The organism is Acidovorax sp. 22279, from assembly GCF_052045435.1.
GTDB lineage: Bacteria > Pseudomonadota > Gammaproteobacteria > Burkholderiales > Burkholderiaceae_C > Acidovorax > Acidovorax delafieldii.
The window spans coordinates 168299-189786 of sequence record NZ_JBQEOV010000009.1; the positions used below are offsets into that span (position 1 = coordinate 168299).

A 21488-nucleotide genomic window follows, 5' to 3' on the forward strand; every position below is an offset into this window, starting at 1 on the left:
CGGCCCGGGTTGTTTGTTGACCTTGATCCCCATGAAAATCCGTACCCTTCGTGCGCGCCCTGTGGCGTCGTTGCGCCTGCCCGCCCCACGCCTGGCCCTGCTGTCACTGTTGGCTGGCAGCGCCTGCGGCGCTTTTGCACAGACCGCCCCGGCCTCCGGCGAGCTGCTGGCGCAAAACCTGCGCGCACCGTCGTTGTCTGAAACGGTGGTGGCAGCCACGCGCACCCCGCAGCCGCTGGCCGACCTGGTGGCCGACATCTCCATCGTGGACCGCGAAACCATCGAAAGCAGTGGCGCCACCGGTCTGGCCGACTTGCTGGCCCGTCTGCCCGGTGTGGAGTTTTCGCGCAACGGTGGCCCTGGCACCACCACTGGCGTGTTTCTGCGTGGCGCGGAATCGCGCTTTACTGCGGTGTACATCGATGGGGTGCGCATCGACTCGCAATCCACCGGTGGCGCGCCCTGGGAGAGCATTCCGCTGGGCCTTATCGACCGCATTGAAGTGCTGCGCGGTCCAGCGGGTGCTGTCTATGGCTCGGACGCCCTGGGCGGCGTGGTGCAGATCTTCACCAAGCGCGGTGAAAACGGCACGGCGCCTTACGTGGGCGTGGGCGTTGGCAGCCATAACACCACCAAGCTGGAGGCAGGGATCAGTGGTGCCAGCGGCACGCTGGACTACGCCCTGGGACTGGCGCGTGATGACAGCAAGGGCTTCAACGCGCGCCCCATCGCTGGACAGAACCCCGACCGTGACGGCTACCGCAGCACGGCAGGTCACGCGCGGGTAGGCCTGCAGGTGAACGCAGTGCATCGCCTCGAAGGCACCCTCATGCTGAACGACACCAACAGCGGCTACGACAGCGGCCTGGGCAAGGACGACCGCAACCTGCACACCATACACGCGTTGGGCCTCAACTGGATCGCGCAGTGGAGCAGTGCCTACAAGACGCGCTTTTCCATCACCGACTCGCGCGACGAATACGAAACTCGCCCCTCGCCGTATCTGAGCGACACGCGCCTGCGCGGCTACTTGTTCCAGAACGAATGGCGCCAGGGTGCGCACCTGGTCACGGCGGCCCTGGAGCGCCGTGAAGATCGGCTGGAGAACAAGCCCATCGACGCCAAACGTTCGCAAGACGCGCTGGCGCTGGGCTACGGCTACAACGCTGCAGGCCACACCGTACAGCTCAATCTGCGCCACGATTCCGACAGCGAGTTTGGCGGCAAGAGCACCGGCAGCGTGGCCTATGGCTACGCGATCACCCCGCAGTGGCGCGCCACGGCGTCGGTGGGCACGGCCTTCCGTGCGCCCACGCTGTACCACCGCTTCAGCGAATACGGCGTGGCCACGCTGCGCCCCGAAAGCAGCCGCAATGCCGAAGTGGCGCTGCGCTATGCCCAAGGCAACAGCACCTTTTCGGCCACGCTGTTCCGCAACCGCGTGAGTAACCTGATCTCCTTCGGCGGTGCGGGCACCTGCGCCTCCAGCTTTGGTTGCTATGCCAACACGGCCCGGGCTGAATACAAGGGCGTGACGTTTGCGGGCTCGCACCGTGTAGGCGACGTGCAGTTGCACGGCTCCATCGACCTGCAGCGCCCGCGCGACCTGGACACCGGCAAGCAACTGGCACGCCGCGCCAAGCAGCACGCCACCTTTGGCGCCGACACGCGCCTGGCAGGCTGGACCGTGGGCGCCGAAGTGCAGGCGTCGGGCCGCCGCTTCGACACCGTGGCCAACACCAACGTGCTGGGAGGCTATGCGCTGGTCAACCTGTATGCCAGCACCCGCCTTGCACGCGACTACACGCTGCTGGCGCGCATCGACAACCTGGCCGACAAGGACTACCAGCTGGCGCGCACCTATGCCACCGCAGGCCGTACGGTGTACGTCGGTGTGAAGTGGGCACCGCAGTGACCCTTGCGACGGCCACTGCTGCCCGCTGCCCGGCGCTGCTGATCGCGGCCCCGGCCTCCGGGCAGGGCAAGACCACCGTCACTGCCGCCCTGGCACGCCTGCATGCGCGCCAGGGGCGGCGTGTGCGGGTGTTCAAGTGTGGGCCGGACTTTCTGGACCCGCACTGGCACCAGCTGGCCAGCGGCGCACCCGTGCACCAGCTCGACCTGTGGATGAGCGGCGAGTCCGACTGCGCGCAGCGCCTGCACGATGCGGCGTGCGAGTCGGACCTGATACTCATCGAAGGAGTGATGGGCCTGTTTGATGGTGACCCCAGCGCGGCCGACCTGGCCCGGCACTTTGGCGTGCCGGTGCTGGCGGTGGTCGATGCCTCGGCCATGGCGGGCACGTTTGGCGCGCTGGCCTATGGCCTGCGCCACTACCGGCCGGGCCTGCCCTGGGCCGGTGTGCTGGCCAACCGCGTCGGCAGTGCTCGCCATGCCGACATGTTGCGTGACGGCTTGCACGATGTGGATGACTGGATGGGGGCGCTGATGCGGGTGCAGCCTGCTACGGCCTCTGCTGCAGGCAAGGCTGGCGCCGCGCTGCTGCCCGAGCGCCACCTGGGCCTGGTGGCCGCGCACGAGCTGGACGACAGCTTGCAGCGGCTGGATGCAGCGGCCGATGCCCTGGCCGCTACCCCCCTGGGCCAGATGACGTTGGAAGATATGCAGCGCTGGGCTGTGGACTTTCCGGCGCCCGCCTCGAAGAGTGCTGCGCCAGCGCTGCTCGCGGGCCGCACCGTGGCCGTGGGGCGTGACGCGGCGTTCTGTTTTACTTACGCCGCCAATGTGCAATGCCTGGAGCAGATGGGCGCCCGCGTGGCGTTCTTCTCGCCCCTGCAAGACACGGCGTTGCCGGACTGCGATGCCGTGTGGCTGCCCGGCGGTTACCCCGAGCTGCACACCGCGCAGATCGCGGCCAACACCGGCATGTTGGCCAGCCTGCGCGCGCATGTGGCCGCGGGCAATCCCCTGTGGGCCGAGTGCGGCGGCATGATGGCGCTGTTCGATTCCATCACGCTGGCCGATGGCAGCGCGGCTCCGCTGTGGGGCCTGCTGCCGGGCCGCGTGACCATGCAAAAGCGCCTGGCGGCCCTGGGGCCGCAGCAGCTGACCGTGGCAGGACATACGCTGCGCGGCCACACCTTCCACTATTCGACCAGCGACAGCAGCGCCCCCGTGGTCGCCCGCACGGCGCGGCCCCACGAGGCGGTTGCGCCGGATGCGGGTGAGGCTCTGTACCAGCAGGGCAGCATCCATGCCAGCTACTTCCATGCGTGGTTCCCGTCCAGCCCCGAGGCGGTTGCGCATCTGCTGGGTGGCCAGAGCAAAGCATGACATCCGCGTCACACCCCATCACTACCGAACTCATCCTGGGCGGCCAGAAAAGCGGCAAATCCCGCCGCGCTGAGCTGCTGGCACGCGACTGGCTGGCCCGATCCGCCGACCACCGCGCCGTGCTGATCGCCACCGGGCAGGCCTGGGACGACGAGATGCGCGAGCGCATCGCCCGCCACCAGCGCGACCGCGCCGAGCGCGTGCCAGGTTTGCAGACGGTGGAAGAGCCGCGCGATGTGGCCGCGGCCGTTGCGCGGCACAGCGCGCCGCAAACCCTGGTGGTGGTGGACTGCCTCACGCTGTGGCTCACCCACTGGACCATGCCCCTGGGATTCGAAACCATGGATTTGGAGCAAAAACAGGCGCAAGCGCTAGAGTGGAATGCTCAGACTGCTATGTTTTTGGAAGCAATTCGGCAGTCCCCCGGGCCCGTTGTTCTGGTGGGCAACGAAATTGGCCTGGGGGTCATCCCGATGGGGCGCGAGGTGCGCGCCTTTGTCGATGCGCTGGGCATGCTCAACCAGCAGGTGGCGCAGGTGTGTCCACGGGTCACCTTGATGGCTGCCGGTCTGCCTCTCACTTTGAAAGAACCCAGCTGATGAAACCAACCCCCGTGCGCCGCATCCTCTGGGTGATTGCCATTCTGGTGCTGCTGGGCCTGCTGATGGCCGGCCTCGCGCGTGCGCAGCCGGTGCACATCCGGGACGACCGGGGCCGCGAGGTCTCGCTGCCCCGTCCCCCGCAGCGCATCGTCAGCCTGTTGCCCTCGTTGACCGAAAGCGTGTGCGAACTGGAGCAATGCCACCGGTTGGTGGGTGTGGACCGCTACTCCAACTGGCCGGAGGCCGTGATTGCCAAGCTGCCCAAGGTGGGGGGCGGGCTGGACCCGAGCATCGAGGCCGTCGTGGCACTCAAGCCCGATGTGGTGCTGATGTCCGTCAGCTCGCGCGCCAGTGACCGGCTGGAGGCGCTCGGCCTCACCGTGGTGCAGCTGGAGCCCAAGACGCATGCCGACGTGCGCCGCGTGCTGGGCACTGTCAGCGACCTGCTGGGCGTGCCCCGCGCGCAAGGCTCCGACCGCCTCTGGCGTGTGATCGACGCGGGCGTGCTGGCGGCTGCACAGTCCCTGCCGCCCAAGGCCAAAAATGTGCGTGTGTACTTCGAGGTGAGCCGTGGGCCCTATGCAGCGGGCGAGGCGTCGTTCATTGGCGAATCGCTCACCCGGCTGGGCGTGCGCAACGTGGTGCCAGCGTCGCTGGGGCCGTTTCCGCGCCTGAACCCCGAGTTCGTGGTGCGCGCCAACCCCGACATCATCATGATCGGCAACCGCAGCATGCAGGCCATGGTGCCGTACCCCGGCTGGGCTTCCATGCGTGCCATCCGCGAGAACCGGCTGTGCGTGTTTGGCCCCGGCGATTCCGATGTGGTGGTGCGCCCTGGGCCGCGCATGGCCGAGGCGGCCCGCATCATGGCGCGGTGTCTGGTGGACAAAGCGTCATGACCAGCATTCCGATCGACTTGCCCACGGGTTCCGCCAGCCGCCGTGCCGCATGGTGTGCCGCCTGGCTGTTGCTCGCCAGCGCGTTGCTGGCGGTGTGTGGCGCCAGCGTGGGCAGCACGGGCTTTGACAGGGTGCTGCGCATGCACGGCGACCCTGTGGCCTGGCAGATCGTGTGGGACATCCGCCTGCCGCGCACGGCGGGTGCGTGGCTGGCGGGGGCGCTGCTGGGTCTGTCGGGCGCGGTGGCGCAGGGGTTGTTTCGCAATCCACTGGCCGATCCGTACCTGCTGGGCAGCGCCTCGGGCGCAGCGCTGGGCGGGGCGGTCGCCATGGCGCTGTTCGGGGTGTCGCCGGTGGCGGCGCAGTGGATGGCCCGCATCGGCATCACGGGCATGGCATTTTTGGGCGCGGCGGGGGCGGTGGTGCTCACGCTGCTGCTCGCCAAGGGCGTGCAGCACACGCTGCGCTTGTTGCTGGCTGGGGTGATTGTGGGCGTGGTGCTGGGCGCGCTGCGTGACCTGGTGGAACTGGCCTCGCCCGACATCCTGCAGGCCATGCAGGCCTTCACGCTGGGCAGCACGGCTTTTGTGGGCTGGGCTGCCTGCTTGGTCATGGCCGTGGCCTGGGCGCTGTGCTCGGTGGTTGCCTGGATGCTGGCACGTGCGCTAGACGGCCTCACGCTGGGCGAGGCCACGGCCGCCAGCCTGGGCCTGCCGCTCATGCCCATGCGTGTCGGGCTGGTGGCTGCCATGGCGCTGGCCACGGGCACGGCGGTGGCGCAGACGGGGCTCATCGCCTTTGTGGGGCTGGCGGCCCCGCACCTGGTGCGTTCCATCGTGCGCGTGACACACGAACGGCACATCGTGCTCTCCAGCCTGATGGGCGCGGTGCTGCTCATGGCGGCCGACATCCTGGCGCGCTGGCTGCTGGCACCGCAGGAGCTGCCCGTGGGCGTGCTCACGGCGGCCCTGGGCGGCACCTATCTGCTGTGGCTCATGCACCGGCGCACCTCGCAGGGGGGCGCACTATGAAATCAATAGCTATCAGTGCAAATGGAATAAGCGCCAGCATCGGAAATCGCTCGATATTGCAGGGCATCGACCTGCAATTGCCCGCCGGGCGCTGGACCAGCATCGTCGGCCCCAACGGCGCGGGCAAGTCCACCCTGCTCAAGGTGCTGGCGGGCCTGCTGCCGCGTGTGGCGGTGCAGGGCGACGTGTTGTTGCTCGGCCGCCCGCTGGCGCAAATCCCGGCGCGCGAACGCGCCCGCCAGCTCGCCTGGCTGGGCCAGAACGAAGGCTCGGCCGACGACCTCACGAGCTACGACGTGGCCATGCTGGGCCGGCTGCCGCACCAGGCCTGGCTGGCACCGCCGGGTGCGGCCGACCACGCAGCGGTGGAACAGGCGCTGCGCATCACGCAGGCCTGGGACTGGCGCCACCGCCCGCTGTCGCAGCTGTCGGGCGGCGAACGCCAGCGCGTGCTGCTGGCCCGCGCTCTGGCGGTGCAGGCGCAGGTGCTGCTGATGGACGAGCCCCTGGCCAACCTCGACCCGCCGCACCAGACCGACTGGCTGCACACCATGCGTGCACTGGTCGATGCGGGGGGCACGGTGGTCAGCGTGCTGCACGAGGTGTCGCTGGCACTGCAGTCCGACGACATGGTGGTGATGGCACAGGGCCGCGTGCTGCACCAGGGCGCCTGCGATGCACCCGCCACGCACGCTGCGCTGGAGAGCGTGTTTGACCACCGCATCCACGTGCGGCATCTGGATGGCATGTGGATGGCGCTGCCATCGATGCAGCGCAAGCACAGCCAATGAAACAACACATGGATTGAGGGAGTGGAAGCATGAACATCGAATCGGGTTTTTCGCAGGTCGCGCAGTCGTTGCTCTGGCCGGTGCTGGTGCTGGTGGGGCTGGCGTTTGTCTACGCGCTGTGGACGGGTGGCGCCACGCTCATGGAGGCCTGGCAACGCTGGCGCCAGCCGCAGTACCGCTCGCTGCGCGTGGCTCCGGGCCTGTCGATGGAAGAGCTGGAGCTGCAGTTGGTGCGCCAGGTCGAGCCCGTGCGCCTGCTCAGCCGCCTGTCGCCCATGCTGGGGCTGATCGCCACGATGATCCCACTCGGCCCCGCGCTGCAGAGCGTGGCGGCAGGCAACGGCCAGCAGGCGCTGGCCGTGTTCAGCGGCGCCTTTGCAGGCGTGGTGCTGGCGCTGGCCGCCGCGTCGGTGGGCCTGGTGGTGTACTCGGTGCGCCGCCGCTGGCTGTTGGCCGAGCTGCTGGTGGTGCGCAAGGAGCGTGGGGTGGCGCAATGAGCTTGAAGCACCTGAATGTGCTGGCCGAGGACGACGACGACCCGATGCTGTCGGCCGTGAACCTGGTGGACGTGTTCCTGGTGCTGGTGGTGGCGCTGCTCACCGCCGTGGCCGTGCAGAGCCAGACCAGCGCCCACGAGAGCGTCACCATCATCCGCAACGCGGGCCAGCCTGACATGGAAGTGGTCGTGCGCGAGCAGGGCAAGGAAGTGCGCTTCAAGGGCGCTGGCAGCGCAGCGCAAGGGCAGGGCGTGCGCGCGGGCGTGGCCTACAAGCTCGAAGACGGCAACATCGTCTACATCCCTGAAACGGGCGCTGCTCCTGCCGGCGCTTCGGCCGGTGGCGCGGGTGGCGCCGCCACGCCGGCACCCGCCAAGCCATGAAGACACTGATCTTGCGTGCGGCACTGTGGTGCCTGCTGCTGGCTGCGCCACTGGTGCATGCCGTCCAGGCTGATAAAGCCTTGGCAGCGGGCGGCGCTGAAAAAACGGCGCTGGTGTTGCTCTGGCTCACGTCCGACATCACCACCGCCCCACGCACGGCCATGGTGCAGCGCCTGGCCTCCGACGCGGGCCTGGGCTTTGTGCACATCGATTACCCGCTGGCCGGCCCGGCGGTACTGGACGCGGCCCAGGCCCAGAAGCTGGAGCGCGCACTGGCAGGCGCCGCCATGGTGTGGGTGGATGCGCCGCATGCCAGCGTGGAGGCGCGCTTGCGCCGCATGGTCGGCGCGCAGCTCGAGGCCCGCGCCGCACGCGCCCCGGGCCGCGTGGTCTGGGTGCCTGCGGGCACGCCTGCCGCCGACTTGACCGCGCTCGATGCGCCCGCCCGCATGGTGGCCTACCTGCAGGCCGGTGGCCCGCGCAACCTGAAGAGCGCCATTGCCCTGGCGCGTGCCACCGTGGCGGGTGTTGCGATGCCGACCTTGCCCGCGCCCGACGTCCTGCCCCCCCGGGGCATCTACCACCCCGACGCGCCCCGCCTGCTGCCCAACGCCGCCGCGCTGGAGGACTGGCGCCAGGGCCAGCCCGCGCTGCGCAGCCTGCCCGCCGTGGCCGTGCTGGTGCACCGCCACCACTTCATCGACGGCAGCACGGAGTGGCTCGATGCCTGGTTGCACACCTTCCGCCAGCAGGGCCTGTTCGCCTATGCGGCCTTTGGCCAGCAGGTCACGGCGCAGACGCTGGCCGAGGTGCTGGAGCTGCCCCCCGAAAACGGCACCGGCCCGGGCCGCCTGCATGCCTCTGCCTTGGTGCTGCACCAGCTCGTGCCCCAGGCCGCTGCGCTGCAGCCGCTGTTGGCCCGCTGGGGCGTGCCGCTGCTGGGCACCCAGCCCTACCGCGCGGGCGATGCCGCCGCGTGGGAGGCCAGCGACACGGGCCTGTCGCTGTCCGATGTGCCGTTCTACCTGGCCCAGCCCGAAGCGGCCGGTGCCATCGACCCGGTCCTGGTCGCAGCCCACGGCGCCGAGGGGCAGGACTTTCGCCTCATCGAGCGCCAGGCCCAGGCTGTGGCCGCGAAGGCGCGGCGGCTGATCGCACTGCAGACCAAACCCGCTGCCGACAAGCGCCTGGTGGCCATGGTCTACAACTACCCGCCGGGCGGCACCAACTTCGGTGCCTCGTTCCTCAACGTGCCGCGCAGCCTGGAGCAGGTCTCTGGCGGCCTGGCCCAGGCGGGCTACCGCACCGAGCGTGTGCCCGAGCAGGGCTGGATCGATGGGCTCAAGCCGCTGCTGGCCGCCTATTACCCCGGTGCTGATGTGCGCGCGCTGCTGCAAAACGGACAGGCCGCCGCGCTGCCGCTGGCGCGTTATGAGCAGCACCTGGCCACGCTGCCGAAGGCCGTGCGCGAGCGCATGAACGCGCACTGGGGCACGCCCGAAAAGAGCCGCTACGTGGTCGATTGGCAGGGCGAAAAGGTGTTCGCCATCCCGCGCCTGCAGGTGGGCCAGCTCTCGGTATTGCCCCAACCCCCGCGCGAGGAAACACTGCGCCTGGGCCAGAACCCGTTCATGCACAAGAGCAAGGCGCCGCTGTCGCACCATTACCTGGCGGTGTACCTGTGGGCGGAGCTGGAGGCCGATGCGTTGATCCACTTTGGCACGCATGGCACGCAGGAATGGGCCGGTGGCAAGGCGCGTGCGCTGGATGTGCACGACGACGCGCTGCTGCCGCTCGGTGACCTGCCCGTGGTCTATCCCTACATCGTGGACAACCTGGGCGAGGCCCTCACGGCCAAGCGCCGGGGCCGCGCCGTGCTGGTGAGCCACCGCACGCCCGTGTTCGCCCCGGCAGGCTTCGAGGCGCGCATGGCCCACATGCACGAGGTGATGCACGAATGGGAAACCGTGGACGAAGGCCCCACGCGCCGCGCGCTCGAAAAGCAGCTGGTGGCGCAGTTTGTGGAGCACCAGTTGCACCGCGACCTGGGCTGGAGCGCCGCGCGCATCGCGGCCGATTTCAGCGGCTTCCTTGAAATCCTGCATCCCTACCTGGACCAGCTCGCGCAAAGCTCGCAGCCCAAGGGCCTGGCCGTGTTCGGCCGCGTGCCCGCGCCCGAGCAGCGGCGCGAGACCATCCTGCAGGCGCTGCGCAAGCCGCTGATCGAGGCGCTGGGCGAGGACATCGATGAGGCTTTTCTCATCAAGCACGATGCGGTGCTGGCAGCGCGCCCCGCGCGCTGGCTGGAAGTGGCGCTGACCGACGCGCAGGCTGCCAGCGTGTTGGACCTGCGCCCCGTGCTGCCAGCGCAGGCTGCAACGCTGGGTGCAGCGGGTGCATCCGACGTGGTGCGCGCCGAAGACCATGTGCCCAACCGCGCCGCGCGCCAACCCATCGACACGCCCGCGCTGCTGCAACTGGCCCAGCGCGCGCAGGAGCTGGAGCGCTTGCTGGCCACCGAAGGCGAAATGCCCGGCCTGCTCGCAGGGCTGGAGGGCCGTTTTCTCACCGCTGCGTACGGCGGCGACCCCATCCGCAACCCCGAGAGCCTGCCCACAGGCCGCAACCTCACGGGGCTGGACCCGAGCCGCTTGCCCACGCGCCAGGCCTATGCCGTGGCGCAGACGCTGTTCAACGACTGGTTCAAGGACTACCAGGCGCGCCATGGCGGCCAGGCGCCAGAGCGCATGGCGCTGTCGCTGTGGGCGGGTGAAACGCTGCGCCACCAGGGCATCATGGAAGCCCAGGCGCTCGTGGCGCTGGGCATGCGCCCGGTGTGGGATGACTCGGGCCGCCCGGTGCGGGTCGAGACCATTCCCGCCGATGAGCTGAAACGCCCGCGCGTCGATGTGCTCATGAGCATCACCGGCTCGTACCGTGACCAATTCCCCGCGCTGATGGCGCTGCTCGACCGCGCGGTGGCCCAGGCCGCCACAGCCGAGCCCGGCAACGTGATCGCTCGCAATACCGCGCAGATCGGCCAGGAACTGCGCAAGCAGGGCGTGCCCCGCGCGCAGGCCGAGCAACTGGCGCGCGTGCGCGCGTTCGGCAATGCGGTGGGCGACTACGGCACCGGCCTGTCTGACGCGGTGCAAAGCGACGGCCTGCAAACCAACGATGCGCGCCTGGGCCAGATGTTCCTCGAACGCATGAGCCAGCCCTACCTGGAGGGCGAGCCGGTGACGGGCGTGGCGGGCGGCACGGCGGCGAAGGCATTGGGGGCGCACCTGCGTCGCACCGACGCGGCCATCCTGTCGCGCAGCTCGCACCTGTACGCCATGGTCAGCTCGGACGACCCCTTCCAGTACCTGGGCGGCCTGTCGGCGGCCGCCCGCGTGGCGGGGCGAGCACAGGGGCTGGAGCTGCATGTGGCCCAGCTGCAGGATGCAGGCGAGCCCACCACCGAAACGGCACAGCGCGCCATTGCGCTGGAGATGCAGTCGCGTTACCTGCACCCGGGCTGGCTCCAGGCGCAGAAGGCCGAGGGCTATTCGGGCACACTGCAGGTGCTCAAGGCCGTGCAGTTCGCCTGGGGCTGGCAGGCCGTGGCGCGCGACACGGTGCGCAGCGACCATTGGCAAAGCTTCTACGACGTGCTGGTGCGCGACAAGCACCAGCTGGGCCTGCCCGAGTGGCTCAAAGAGCATCCGCAGGCCTATGCCCAGTCCCTGGAGCGCCTGGTGCAGGCGCAGCGCCAGGGCTATTGGCAGGCCGATGCTGACACGCAAAAACAACTGGCGCAGATGTACCAGGAGCTGACGCGTGCCGCGCCTCTGGCGGCCGAGCTGCCCAGCGTGCGCCGCTGGGTGGAGCGAGCGGCGCGTGGTGAGTCCGTAGAGCTGACCCCGCCTGCAGGCATGGCCATTGCCGCGCCGCAGTCGCCAGCCCTGGCAGCGCCACAGCCTGCGTCCCCCGCCGCTGACCTGCCCGCGCCGCCCGCCCAGGCAGAAGCACCACCTTCCGCGCCCGCCGTGCCTACCATGGGCGTGTTGCTGGAGCGGCAGCCGGAGCCAGCCCCTTCTGACAGCGCCACCGAGCCCAGCCCCGTGGAGCGCATGGCCGGCATCGTGGCCCTGCTGGTCATGGCCCTGGTGGCGATGGCGGGCGCCGCGTGGCAGGCGCGCCGTCCGTCGTCGTTGTCTTCCCCGTTGCAACCGGCCGGCGTTTGATGCCTGGCCTCTCTGAAAGAATCGACACCATGCAGATCGAAACCCCGCCCACCGAAAAACGCTACGAAAAACCCGAGGGCGAACGCCGGGGCCTTGTCATCGTCAACACCGGCGACGGCAAGGGCAAAAGCACGGCCGCCTTTGGCCTGGCGCTGCGCGCCCATGGCCGGGGCAAGGCCGTGAAGATCTTCCAGTTCATGAAGGTGCCCACCGCGCGTTTTGGCGAGCACCGCATGTTCGAGCAGATTGGCCTGCCCATCGAGGGGCTGGGCGACGGCTTCAGCTGGAAGAGCAAGGACCTGGAGCACTCGGCCCAGCTTGCGCGCGACGGCTGGGAAAAGGCGCGCGCCGCCATCCTGTCGGGCGCGCATTTTCTGGTGGTGCTGGACGAGATCACCTACCCGCTGATCTACGGCTGGCTGCCGCTCGACGGCGTGTTGCAGACCCTGCGCGATCGGCCCAAGGACGTGCACGTGTGCCTCACCGGCCGCCGCTGCCCCCCCGAGATCATCGAGCTGGCCGACACCGTGACCGAGATGCAGCTGATCAAGCACGCGTTCAAGGCGGGCATTCCCGCGCAGCGCGGCATCGAAGACTGAGACACTGTGTCCGAGCACTGGTCCTTGCTACTGCTCCCGGGCCTGGGCTGGCCTGCGGCAGCGGTGTGGATGGGAGCGCCGCTGCTGGCGCTGGCCATTGACTGGTGGTTGGGGGAGCCGCCCGCCCGCTGGCACCCGGTGGTGTGGATGGGCACGGCCTTGCACTGGGGGGGGGGGCGGGTGGCCCCGCTGACGCCTGTGGTACAGGACTTTCGGCGTTTTTGGCTGGGGGCGCTAGTGTGGATTGCCTTGGCTGCTATTGTTTTGATAGTTTCCTGGTGGTTGCAGCACCTGGCGTTGACGCTGATCGGCTGGCTTGCCCTCGGCATGCTGGCGCTGCTGCTCAAGCCCCTGCTGGCCTGGCGCATGCTGCACGACGAGGTGCTGGCGGTGGAGGTAGCGCTGGGCCAGTCGCTGCCCGCCGGGCGCGCGCAACTGGCCCGGCTGGTGAGCCGGGACGTGAGCGCTCTCACCGCCGTGCAGGTGCGCGAGTCCGCTATCGAGTCGCTGGCTGAGAACCTCAACGATTCCGTGGTGGCGCCGCTGTTCTGGTTTGCGCTGCTGGGTCTGCCGGGGGCTGCGCTGTACCGCATGGCCAATACGGCCGACGCCATGTGGGGCTACCCCGGCATGCGCAGCGGGCGCTACTGGCAATGGGCGGGCAAGTGGGCGGCGCGGGCGGACGATGTGCTGTCGTGGGTGCCGGCCCGCATCACCGCCTTGTTGCTGGCGGTGGTCGCCAGGGGACTGCCGTTTTCCACGCTGGCCCGCCAGGCGCGCAAGACGCCATCGCCCAACAGCGGCTGGCCCATGGCGGCCATGGCACTGGCGTTGAACGTGCGCCTGGCCAAGCCCGGGGTGTACACGCTGCACAGCAAGGGCCGCCGGGCGGGGCCGCTCGATACGCGGCGCGCTGCACGCCTGGGCACGCAGGTGGTGCTGGCCATGGTGCCCGTGGTGGCGGGCCTGCAGTTGCTGGTGCTGGTGGTGTTTGCTTGGGCGCATGCATGAGCTCGCCGCGTCGTTTCTCTGCGCCCACGCCGTTGCACGGTGGCCCGGACGCCGCGGGCGTTCCGGTGTTTGATTTCTCGACCAACAGCAACGCCTGCGGGCCATGCCCTGAGGCGCTGCACGCCGTGCAGGCGGCCGACGCCACGCGCTACCCCGACCCGGCCTACACGGCGCTGCGCGAGGCCCTGGGTGCCTTCCACGGTGTATCGCCAGGGCGCATCGTGCTGGCGGCCAGTGCCAGCGAGTTCATCCACCGCATCACCGCGCTGGCCGCACAGCAGGGCGCGGTGCAGGTAGCCGTGCCGCTACACAGCTATGGCGACTACGCCCAGGCCGCGCAGGTGCGCGGGCTGGAGGTGCTGCGGGGCGGCGGCGCCGCAGCGGGCCTGCAATGGGCGTGCGAGCCCTCCAGCCCTCTGGGTGTGGAAGACCCCTCGTTGCGCGGTTGGCGACAAAGCGATGCCGACGTTGCCTGGCGTGTGCTCGACTGCGCGTATGTCCCCCTGCGGCTCGGCGCGGAGGGCGCATGGGCTGGCGCGCCGTCGCCGCTCATGCCCTCGGCCTGCTGGCAGCTCTGGACCCCCAACAAGGCCCTGGGGCTGACGGGTGTACGTGCCGCTTATGCGATTGCGCCGCCAGACTGTGAAGAGCAGGCGCTGGGGCTGACGGCCCTGGCGTCTTCCTGGCCCGTGGGCGCCCACGGCGTGGCACTGCTGCAGGCGTGGACGCAGGCCACCGTGCAGCAATGGCTGGTGCACAGCCTGCGTACTCTGGGCGATTGGAAGGCGCGCCAGCAGACGCTGTGCACCGATCTGGGCTGGGCTGTGCACGCGGGCAGCCTGGCCAACTATTTCTGCGTGCAGCCTGCTACCCACACGTTGCAGAGCGATCTGGCTGCGCTGCGCGCCAGTGGCATCAAGCTGCGCGATGCGGCGTCGTTCGGCCTGCCCGGCACCGTGCGCCTGGGGGTGCTGGCGCCCTCCGCACAAGATGCGCTGCGGGCCGCATGGCAGGCCGTCTTGGGCCCTGCGGGCCGTACCATCCCGCATTCCATCGGATCGAGGGAGACCTTGTGAGAACCATCACCGTCAATCGCTACGTCACGCCGCTGCGCGAAGGGGGCTCCATGCCCGCCATCGTCGAGGGCGACGACCTGGGCACCTACGTGCTCAAGTTCCGTGGCGCCGGGCAGGGCGTGCGCGCACTGCTGGCCGAGATCATTGCGGGTGGCATTGCCCGTGCGCTGGGCCTGCCCGTGCCCGAGATCGTGCTGGCCCAGCTCGACCCCGCCCTGGCGCAGACCGAGCCCGATCCCGAAATCCAGGACCTGGTGCGCGCCAGCGGTGGCCTGAACGTGGGGCTGGATTACCTGTCGGGCGCGCTCAATTTCGACCCGGCTGTGGATGTGGTGTCGGATGATTTCGCATCACGCCTAGTGTGGTTCGACGCGCTGGTGGGCAATGTGGACCGCACTGCGCGCAACACCAACCTGCTGATGTGGCACCGCCAGCCCTGGCTCATCGACCACGGTGCGGCGCTGACCTTTCACCACGCCTGGAACGGCACGGTGGCCCTGCCCGCCAAACCCTTTGCGCCCATTGCCGACCATGTGCTGCTGGCCCGGGCCACGCTGCTCGCGCAGGTGGATGCCGAGCTGGCCGCACGCCTCACGCCCGAGATGGTGGCAGGCATCCTGGCCGAGGTGCCCGACGAGTTTTTGGTGCTGGCCGGCGCCGACCACGAAGAAGGCCTGCTGACCGCCGCCGCCACCCACCGCCAGGCCTATGTGGACTACTTCTGCGCCCGCCTGGCCGGGCGCGCCACCTGGGTGAATGCACTGAAGGAGGCCGCCGATGCACGTGCCTGAGGTGTATGACTACGCCATCGTGCGCGTGGTGCCGCGCGTGGAGCGCGAAGAGTTCATCAACGCGGGCGTGATCCTGTCGTGCCAGCGCACCGGCTTTCTCCAGGCTGCCATCGCGCTCGATGAAGCGCGCCTGCTGGCCATGGACCCGCACGCCGACATTGACGCCGTGCGCCGCCACCTGGCCGCCATCGTGGCCATCTGTGCGGGCGACGAAGGCTGTGGCCCCATCGCGCGCCTGCCGTACCGCCAGCGCTTTCACTGGCTCACCGCCAAGCGCAGCGCCATCATCCAGACCTCTCCCGTGCACACGGGCCGCTGCACCAATGCGGCCGCAGCACTTGAACACATCATGGACCGCATGGTCCGCCCATTGCCTTGACTGAAAACTCTGCTCCCCAATTGGCCCGTTGTGTGATGGTGCTGGGCACCACCAGCGGCGCTGGCAAAAGCTGGCTCACCACGGCGCTGTGCCGTTACTACAGTAACCAGGGTCTGAAGGTTGCGCCGTTCAAGGCGCAGAACATGAGCAACAACGCGCGTGTGGTGCCCGGCCCTGCGGGTGTGATGGGCGAAATCGGCAGTGCCCAGTATTTCCAGGCCCTCGCAGCCCGCGCCGAGCCTGAGGTGCGCATGAACCCGCTGCTGCTCAAGCCCGAGGCCGACACGCACAGCCAGGTCGTGCTGATGGGGCAGGTGAGTGCCGAACTCACGGCCATGCCCTGGCGCGGCCGCAGCGAAAAGGTGTGGCCGCAGATCGCTGCAGCGCTGGATGCACTGCGTGCCGAGAACGACGTGGTGGTGATCGAGGGCGCCGGTTCGCCCGCAGAGATCAACCTGCACGCCAGCGACATCGTCAACATGCGCGTAGCCCGCCATGCCGATGCGCGCTGCCTGCTGGTGACCGACATCGACCGGGGCGGCGCGTTCGCCCACCTGTACGGCACCTGGGCGCTGCTGCCCGAGGGCGAGCGCGCGCTGATCCAAGGCTTTGTGCTCAACAAGTTTCGCGGCGATGCCAGCCTGTTGGCGCCTGCGCCGCAGATGCTGCAAGACTTCACGGGTGTGCCCACCGTGGCCACCATCCCCATGCAATGGCGCCACGGCCTGCCCGAGGAGGACGGCGTGTTTGATGACCGCACCTTGTCAGCGGGCGCGGTCCACACCACCGTGGCCGTCATCGCCTACCCGCGCATCAGCAACCTGGACGAGTTTCAGCCGCTCAAGAACGTGCCCGGCGTGCGCCTGATCTGGGCGCGCAGCCCGGCCGACCTGGCGGGCCTCAAGCCCACCGACTGGGTTGTGCTGCCGGGCTCCAAGTCCACCGCTGCCGACCTGGCCTGGCTGCGCGCGCAAGGGCTTGACCAGGCCATTGCCCATCACGCGGGGCAGGGCGGCACGGTGCTGGGCGTGTGTGGCGGCCTGCAGATGCTGGGCGAGGCATTGATCGACACCGCAGGCATCGACGGCAATGCTCCGGGCCTGGGCCTGCTGCCGCTGGTCACCACCTTCGAGGTTGCCAAGACCGTGCAACGCACCCAGGCGCAGTTTGGTGCGGTGTTGGGGGCCTGGGCTGCGCTGGCGGGTGTGTCCGCCACGGGCTACGAAATCCACCACGGCCAAACCGCCCAGCACCCGGCCATGGCTGCCAAGGGCGATGTGGCGCGCGAGGTCATCCCCGGCATCGCCTGGCAGAACCCGGCAGGCAACGTGCTGGGTGTGTACCTGCACGGCTTGTTCGAGGATGCTGCGGTACTGCACGCGCTGTTTGGCGCGCAGGTGCCCACGCTGGACAGCGTGTTTGACGGACTCGCGGGCTTCCTGGGCAACAGCTTCACACCGGGCGTGCTGGATGCGCTGGTAGCGCCTTAGCGTGCCGGATACCGTGGCGCCATTCAGCCCCTCACACCCGTTCGCAGTGGCAGGCGAGGGTGGTGTACGGAAAGCGTACGGTGTCCTGCCCGCGCAGCGCGGGGTGTCGGGCTATCAAAGCCTCGATCTGGGCGCGCACCTTGGCGCGTTCAGCATCCGGCAGGGCCGCGATGAAACTGATCGACATGAAACGGTCCACGATGACCTGCTGGGGTGGCCCCACATGCTCGTGGGTCAGCCGGGTCTCGACCAATGGGCCGAAACCGGGGTGTGGAAAGGGTTTGCGCCAGTCGCCCTTGTAGAAGCGCGGGGCATCGCCCTCGTGGGGCGTGATGATGGTGGTGAGCTCCGCCACCCAGTCCACCGACTCATCGCGCACATTCCACACCAGGCCCAGCTTGCCGCCCGGCCGCAGCACGCGATGGAATTCGTCCAGGGCTTCGCGGGTGGCAAACCAGTGGAAGGCCTGTGCGCAGACCACGGCATCCAGCGTGCCGGACGGCAGCGGAATGGCCTGTGCCGTGCCCGCCACGGCGCGCACCGTGGGCAGTTGCAAGGCTTCGATCTTGGCGCGCATAGCGTCCACGGGCTCCACGCCCACCACCGCGGTCCCGGTGGTTGTGAGCAGCGCGGTGAACTTGCCGGTGCCCGCGCCCACATCGGCCACCTCACGACCGGGGCCCAGTCCCAACGTCTGTGCCAGCCAGGCCGACAGCGCCGCCGGGTAGTCCGGCCTGCCGCGCGCGTAGGCCTGCGCTTCTTTTTCAAAACCCTGCTGTGCCGCTTTGTGCACGGCGTTCTTTGTGTTCTCCATCACCATGACCTCATCTTTCGTACTTCCATCCGTTGCTGACCTGCATGATGCCGCGTTGGCCAGCCGCCTGCAGCACGTCATTGACCACAAGACCAAGCCCCTGGGCTCGCTGGGCCTGCTGGAGCGCCTGGCGTTGCGCCTGGGCGTGATTCTGGGCACCGAATCCCCCGTGCTGCATGCCCCCCAGATGCTGGTGTGCGCGGGCGACCACGGCCTGGCCGCGCGGGGTGTCTCGGCGTTCCCGAGCGATGTGACCTGGCAGATGGTGGAGAATTTTCTGGCGGGTGGCGCGGCCGTGAGCGTGCTTGCGCGCCAGCATGGCCTGGGCCTCACGGTGGTGGACTGTGGTGTGGCCAAGCCCATTGCTGCGCGCGATGCAGCACCCGGCCAGCCCCGCTTGTTGCTGCGCAAGGTGGCACCCGGCACGCAGGACGCCTCCGTCGGCCCGGCCATGAGTGCCGAGCAATGTGCCCAGGCGCTGGCCAACGGGGTGGAGGTGGTGCGTGCCCTGCCAGGCAACGCCTTGCTGCTGGGCGAGATGGGGATTGCCAACACCTCGGTGGCGTCGCTGCTGCTGGCGCGCCTGGCGGGGCTGCCGCTGGTCGAGGTGACGGGCGCGGGCACGGGGCTGGATGCTGCGGGCATCGAACGCAAGCGCTTGGTGCTGCAGCAGGCGCTGGACGCCAATGCGGGCGCCACCAGCCCGTTGGAGGCTCTGGCTGCCCTGGGTGGCTACGAGGTGGCCACGCTGGTGGGCGCAGTGCTGCAGGCAGCGGCCGAGCGGCGCGTGATTGTGGTGGATGGCTTCATCACCAGCGCGGCCGTGCTGGTGGCCAGCCGCATCGCGCCTCAGGTGCTGCAGCGCTGCGTGTTTGCCCACCGTTCGGGCGAACGGGGCCACACCCTGATGCTGGCGCAGATGCAGGCAGAGCCTCTGCTGGACCTGGGCTTGCGCCTGGGCGAGGGTTCGGGCGCGGCGCTGGCCTGGCCGTTGCTGCAATCGGCCTGCGCCGTGCTGCGCGAGATGGCGAGTTTTGAATCGGCTGGCGTGGCGACGCAGACGGCCTGAGCCGCCCTGCTTGGGCAGGCTCTAGCCCACCACGGTCTGGTTGCGGCCTTCTTCCTTGGCGCGGTACAGCGCGGCGTCGGCGCGGGAGAGCATCGCGTCCAGGGTCTCGTGTGACCCGGACCAGCTGGTCAGCCCGATGCTCACCTCGCAGTCCAGCGGGTGCCCCGAGGCCAGCGTGGCGTGGATGCGCTGGGCCACGGCCAGGGCCGCTTGCGCGTCGGCTCCCGGCAGCAGCACCAGAAATTCCTCGCCCCCGTAGCGACCCAGGCGGTCGGCGCGGCGCAGCACCTGGCGGGTGCGCTCGGCAAAGTGCACCAACACCGCATCGCCGTGCTGGTGGCCGCGCGTGTCGTTCACTGCCTTGAAGTTGTCCAGGTCCACCATCATGATGGACGGACCGCCGCCGTAGCGCTGCGCGCGCTCCAGCTCGTCCTCGCAACGCTGCAGCAAGGCACGGCGGTTGAGGGTTTGGGTCAGCGAGTCATAGGTGGCCAGGTGCTCTAGCTCGGTGCGCAAGCGGTCCGTAGCCATCAGCACCGCGCCAATGGACAGCATCAGCACAGTGAGCGCATAGGCGCCGATGTACAGGGTCTGGAACAGCGATGGCTCCATCAGGTCGTTGCCCGCGTGCCCTGCCAGTATCGAACCCAGCCTGACCCCCAGTACCAGCATGTGCAGGCCCAGCATCACCTCCACCAGCCGCACCGGGAAGTTGCGCCCCCCGTGGCGCAGCATGAAGCGCAGTTGCGCGGCGTACAGCGCCCCCATCACCACGGTGAAAAACCCCACCCGCACCGCATAGTTGGGCCACCCGTAGGTCAGCCAGGCAAACACCACCGTGGTGCCGGCCATCACCCAGTTCCAAGTGCGCCAGGTGGCGGGCTGGCCCATGAACTGGCGGGTGCCCATGTAATAGGTGACCGAGCCCAGCACCAGCAACTGGTTGGCCAGCACCAGGCCCAGCCAGTCGGGGATGGCGCCACGCGCGCCAAACAGCACGGTGGACAGCAGCCACAGCAATGGCGCCGCCGCCCATCCGCCCACGCCCCGGATGCTGGGCGGGTAGTGCCGCCGCATGAACAGCAGCACCAGGGCCATGACGGCAGACATGAAGCCCGCCAGGGCGATCATGGAGCGCGGGTCGAGGTTCGTCATGCGGCAGGCAAGAGGAGGGGGAGGGACGTGCCGACGTAATAAATTGTTTCAAAGGCGAAGCCAGTATAGCCACGCACCCGCACGGCTCAGCGCTGTTTCGGTGCATGGTTTGCCCGAGGTTGGACCAGGGGCAGCGCGGGTGTGGACCGGTATGGGGCGGGATATTGCGCCGTGTTGGTGCATTTTGTATGCAAAGTTCATAAAACATTGTGTACAAAGTTGGCATGGGCCTTGCGTAGGGCATACGCCATGCAAAGCACCCACCTTGCGCCCACCTCCGCCGCCATTGAAATCGTGGCGCTGACCAAACGCTACGCCCAAGGCAAGCCCGCCGTGGATGCGATCAACCTGCGCATTGCCAGCGGCAGCTACTGCTGCCTGCTGGGGCCTTCGGGCTGCGGCAAGAGCACTACGTTGCGCATGATTGCGGGGCACGAGTCGGTGACCAGTGGTGACATCCTGCTGGAAAACCGCAACATCACCGACCTGCCCGCCGCCGCGCGCGGCACGGCCATGATGTTCCAGAGCTTTGCGCTGTTTCCGCACCTCTCTGCGCTGGACAACGTGGCCTTCAGCCTGAAGATGAAAGGCGTGGCCAAGGCCGAACGCCAGGCCAAGGCGCGCGACCTGCTGGAGCGCGTGGCTCTGGGTCACCTGGCCGAGCGCAAGCCTGCAGAACTCTCCGGCGGGCAGCAGCAGCGCGTGGCGCTGGCGCGGGCCCTGATCACCCAGCCGCGCGTGCTGCTGCTCGATGAGCCGCTGTCCGCGCTCGACCCTTTTCTGCGCATCCAGATGCGCGCCGAGCTGCGCCGCTGGCAAAAAGAGCTGGGCCTGACCTTCATCCATGTGACCCACAGCCAGGAAGAAGCTATGGCCCTGGCCGACACCATGGTGGTGATGAACCACGGCGTGATTGAGCAGGTGGGCAGCCCGCACGAGGTCTACAACCGGCCCGCCAGCGAGTTTGTGGCGCGCTTCATGGGCGGCCACAACGTGATCGACACACCCGAGGGCAAGGTGGGTGTGCGCACCGACCACCTGCAGATCGCCCCCACCCATGCCGAGTTGCCCTGGGGCACCCAGCGTATGCAGGCCGTGGTGACCGATGTGGAATACCAAGGCACCTATGTGCTGGTGGGCCTGCAAAAGCACGGCGCAGTTCTGTCGGCCAACGCCACGGCGGCGTATTCGGTGATGGTGTCCGAGGCCGCCTTTGCTGCGCAGCCCTACCAGGTGGGGCAGGGCGTGCAATTGCACTGGACGCCCGACCAGGCACACCCGCTCTCCCAGCCTGCTGTCGCATCACTGGCGGTGCCCGCTCCCGCAGTGGCCGTCGCCGCCTGACCGCGCCGCCGCTTTACCTCTTTTTCCACCCGTC

The 21488-nt window shown here is 68.9% G+C and carries 19 protein-coding genes; 17 read left to right on the top strand and 2 right to left on the bottom strand.

Annotated elements, in window-relative coordinates:
* Nucleotides 1-31: 31 nt before the first annotated feature.
* From ACTJKQ_RS13715 to ACTJKQ_RS13785, 15 genes are all read left to right on the top strand, one after another.
* Complete coding sequence (locus ACTJKQ_RS13715; protein ID WP_440597142.1) at nucleotides 32-1915, top strand: TonB-dependent receptor domain-containing protein; 1884 nt, start codon at nucleotides 32-34, stop codon at nucleotides 1913-1915.
* Nucleotides 1912-3294, top strand: a complete 1383-nt coding sequence (locus ACTJKQ_RS13720; RefSeq protein ID WP_440597143.1) for a cobyrinate a,c-diamide synthase — start codon at nucleotides 1912-1914, stop codon at nucleotides 3292-3294. The genes ACTJKQ_RS13715 and ACTJKQ_RS13720 overlap by 4 nt, the downstream gene beginning before the upstream one ends.
* Nucleotides 3291-3893, top strand: coding sequence for a bifunctional adenosylcobinamide kinase/adenosylcobinamide-phosphate guanylyltransferase (locus ACTJKQ_RS13725; RefSeq protein WP_440597144.1), 603 nt, complete (start codon nucleotides 3291-3293; stop codon nucleotides 3891-3893). Before ACTJKQ_RS13720 ends, ACTJKQ_RS13725 begins: the two co-directional genes overlap by 4 nt.
* Nucleotides 3893-4795, top strand: a complete 903-nt coding sequence (locus ACTJKQ_RS13730; protein WP_116747430.1) for an ABC transporter substrate-binding protein — start codon at nucleotides 3893-3895, stop codon at nucleotides 4793-4795. Before ACTJKQ_RS13725 ends, ACTJKQ_RS13730 begins: the two co-directional genes overlap by 1 nt.
* The gene (locus ACTJKQ_RS13735; RefSeq protein WP_422847171.1) at nucleotides 4792-5826 is read left to right on the top strand and encodes a FecCD family ABC transporter permease; all 1035 of its coding nucleotides are present in this window, start codon (nucleotides 4792-4794) and stop codon (nucleotides 5824-5826) included. Before ACTJKQ_RS13730 ends, ACTJKQ_RS13735 begins: the two co-directional genes overlap by 4 nt.
* The gene (locus ACTJKQ_RS13740; protein WP_440597145.1) at nucleotides 5823-6617 is read left to right on the top strand and encodes an ABC transporter ATP-binding protein; all 795 of its coding nucleotides are present in this window, start codon (nucleotides 5823-5825) and stop codon (nucleotides 6615-6617) included. The genes ACTJKQ_RS13735 and ACTJKQ_RS13740 overlap by 4 nt, the downstream gene beginning before the upstream one ends.
* 29 nt (nucleotides 6618-6646) lie before the next feature.
* Nucleotides 6647-7114: a hypothetical protein gene (locus ACTJKQ_RS13745; protein WP_274112909.1), complete on the top strand. Its 468-nt coding sequence runs from the start codon at nucleotides 6647-6649 to the stop codon at nucleotides 7112-7114.
* A complete protein-coding gene (locus ACTJKQ_RS13750) occupies nucleotides 7111-7497 on the top strand; it encodes a DUF2149 domain-containing protein (RefSeq protein ID WP_422847169.1) in 387 nt (128 codons plus the stop codon). The genes ACTJKQ_RS13745 and ACTJKQ_RS13750 overlap by 4 nt, the downstream gene beginning before the upstream one ends.
* Entirely contained in the window at nucleotides 7494-11726 is a 4233-nt protein-coding gene (gene cobN / locus ACTJKQ_RS13755; protein ID WP_440597146.1) for a cobaltochelatase subunit CobN, read from the top strand. The genes ACTJKQ_RS13750 and cobN overlap by 4 nt, the downstream gene beginning before the upstream one ends.
* A gap of 29 nt (nucleotides 11727-11755) precedes the next feature.
* The gene (cobO, locus tag ACTJKQ_RS13760; RefSeq protein WP_056064339.1) at nucleotides 11756-12325 is read left to right on the top strand and encodes a cob(I)yrinic acid a,c-diamide adenosyltransferase; all 570 of its coding nucleotides are present in this window, start codon (nucleotides 11756-11758) and stop codon (nucleotides 12323-12325) included.
* Nucleotides 12326-12394: 69 nt separating this feature from the next.
* Nucleotides 12395-13336 (top strand): adenosylcobinamide-phosphate synthase CbiB, encoded by a 942-nt coding sequence (gene cbiB / locus ACTJKQ_RS13765; RefSeq protein ID WP_440597179.1) that lies wholly within the window; start codon nucleotides 12395-12397, stop codon nucleotides 13334-13336.
* Nucleotides 13333-14412: an aminotransferase class I/II-fold pyridoxal phosphate-dependent enzyme gene (locus ACTJKQ_RS13770; protein ID WP_440597147.1), complete on the top strand. Its 1080-nt coding sequence runs from the start codon at nucleotides 13333-13335 to the stop codon at nucleotides 14410-14412. Before cbiB ends, ACTJKQ_RS13770 begins: the two co-directional genes overlap by 4 nt.
* The gene (locus tag ACTJKQ_RS13775) at nucleotides 14409-15203 is read left to right on the top strand and encodes a HipA family kinase (RefSeq protein ID WP_440597148.1); all 795 of its coding nucleotides are present in this window, start codon (nucleotides 14409-14411) and stop codon (nucleotides 15201-15203) included. Before ACTJKQ_RS13770 ends, ACTJKQ_RS13775 begins: the two co-directional genes overlap by 4 nt.
* Nucleotides 15190-15582 carry a DUF3037 domain-containing protein gene (locus ACTJKQ_RS13780; protein WP_440597149.1) on the top strand — a complete coding sequence of 131 codons (393 nt, stop codon included), beginning with the start codon at nucleotides 15190-15192 and terminating at the stop codon, nucleotides 15580-15582. The genes ACTJKQ_RS13775 and ACTJKQ_RS13780 overlap by 14 nt, the downstream gene beginning before the upstream one ends.
* A 35-nt stretch (nucleotides 15583-15617) precedes the next feature.
* Nucleotides 15618-17072 carry a cobyric acid synthase gene (locus ACTJKQ_RS13785; protein ID WP_440597180.1) on the top strand — a complete coding sequence of 485 codons (1455 nt, stop codon included), beginning with the start codon at nucleotides 15618-15620 and terminating at the stop codon, nucleotides 17070-17072.
* A gap of 31 nt (nucleotides 17073-17103) precedes the next feature.
* On the opposite strand, the gene ACTJKQ_RS13790 is transcribed toward ACTJKQ_RS13785, so the two are convergent.
* Nucleotides 17104-17892, bottom strand: a complete 789-nt coding sequence (locus tag ACTJKQ_RS13790; protein WP_440597150.1) for a class I SAM-dependent methyltransferase — start codon at nucleotides 17890-17892, stop codon at nucleotides 17104-17106.
* Between ACTJKQ_RS13790 and cobT the strand changes: the two genes are divergently transcribed.
* Nucleotides 17891-18955: a nicotinate-nucleotide--dimethylbenzimidazole phosphoribosyltransferase gene (gene cobT, locus ACTJKQ_RS13795; protein ID WP_440597151.1), complete on the top strand. Its 1065-nt coding sequence runs from the start codon at nucleotides 17891-17893 to the stop codon at nucleotides 18953-18955. The genes ACTJKQ_RS13790 and cobT overlap by 2 nt on opposite strands.
* Before the next feature lie 21 nt (nucleotides 18956-18976).
* Here the strand turns inward: cobT and ACTJKQ_RS13800 are convergent, their stop codons facing one another.
* Nucleotides 18977-20110: a GGDEF domain-containing protein gene (locus ACTJKQ_RS13800; protein ID WP_233584229.1), complete on the bottom strand. Its 1134-nt coding sequence runs from the start codon at nucleotides 20108-20110 to the stop codon at nucleotides 18977-18979.
* Nucleotides 20111-20359: 249 nt separating this feature from the next.
* On the opposite strand from ACTJKQ_RS13800, the gene ACTJKQ_RS13805 reads away from it, so the two are divergent.
* Nucleotides 20360-21454, top strand: a complete 1095-nt coding sequence (locus tag ACTJKQ_RS13805; RefSeq protein WP_440597152.1) for an ABC transporter ATP-binding protein — start codon at nucleotides 20360-20362, stop codon at nucleotides 21452-21454.
* The last annotated feature ends 34 nt before the right edge of the window (nucleotides 21455-21488 follow it).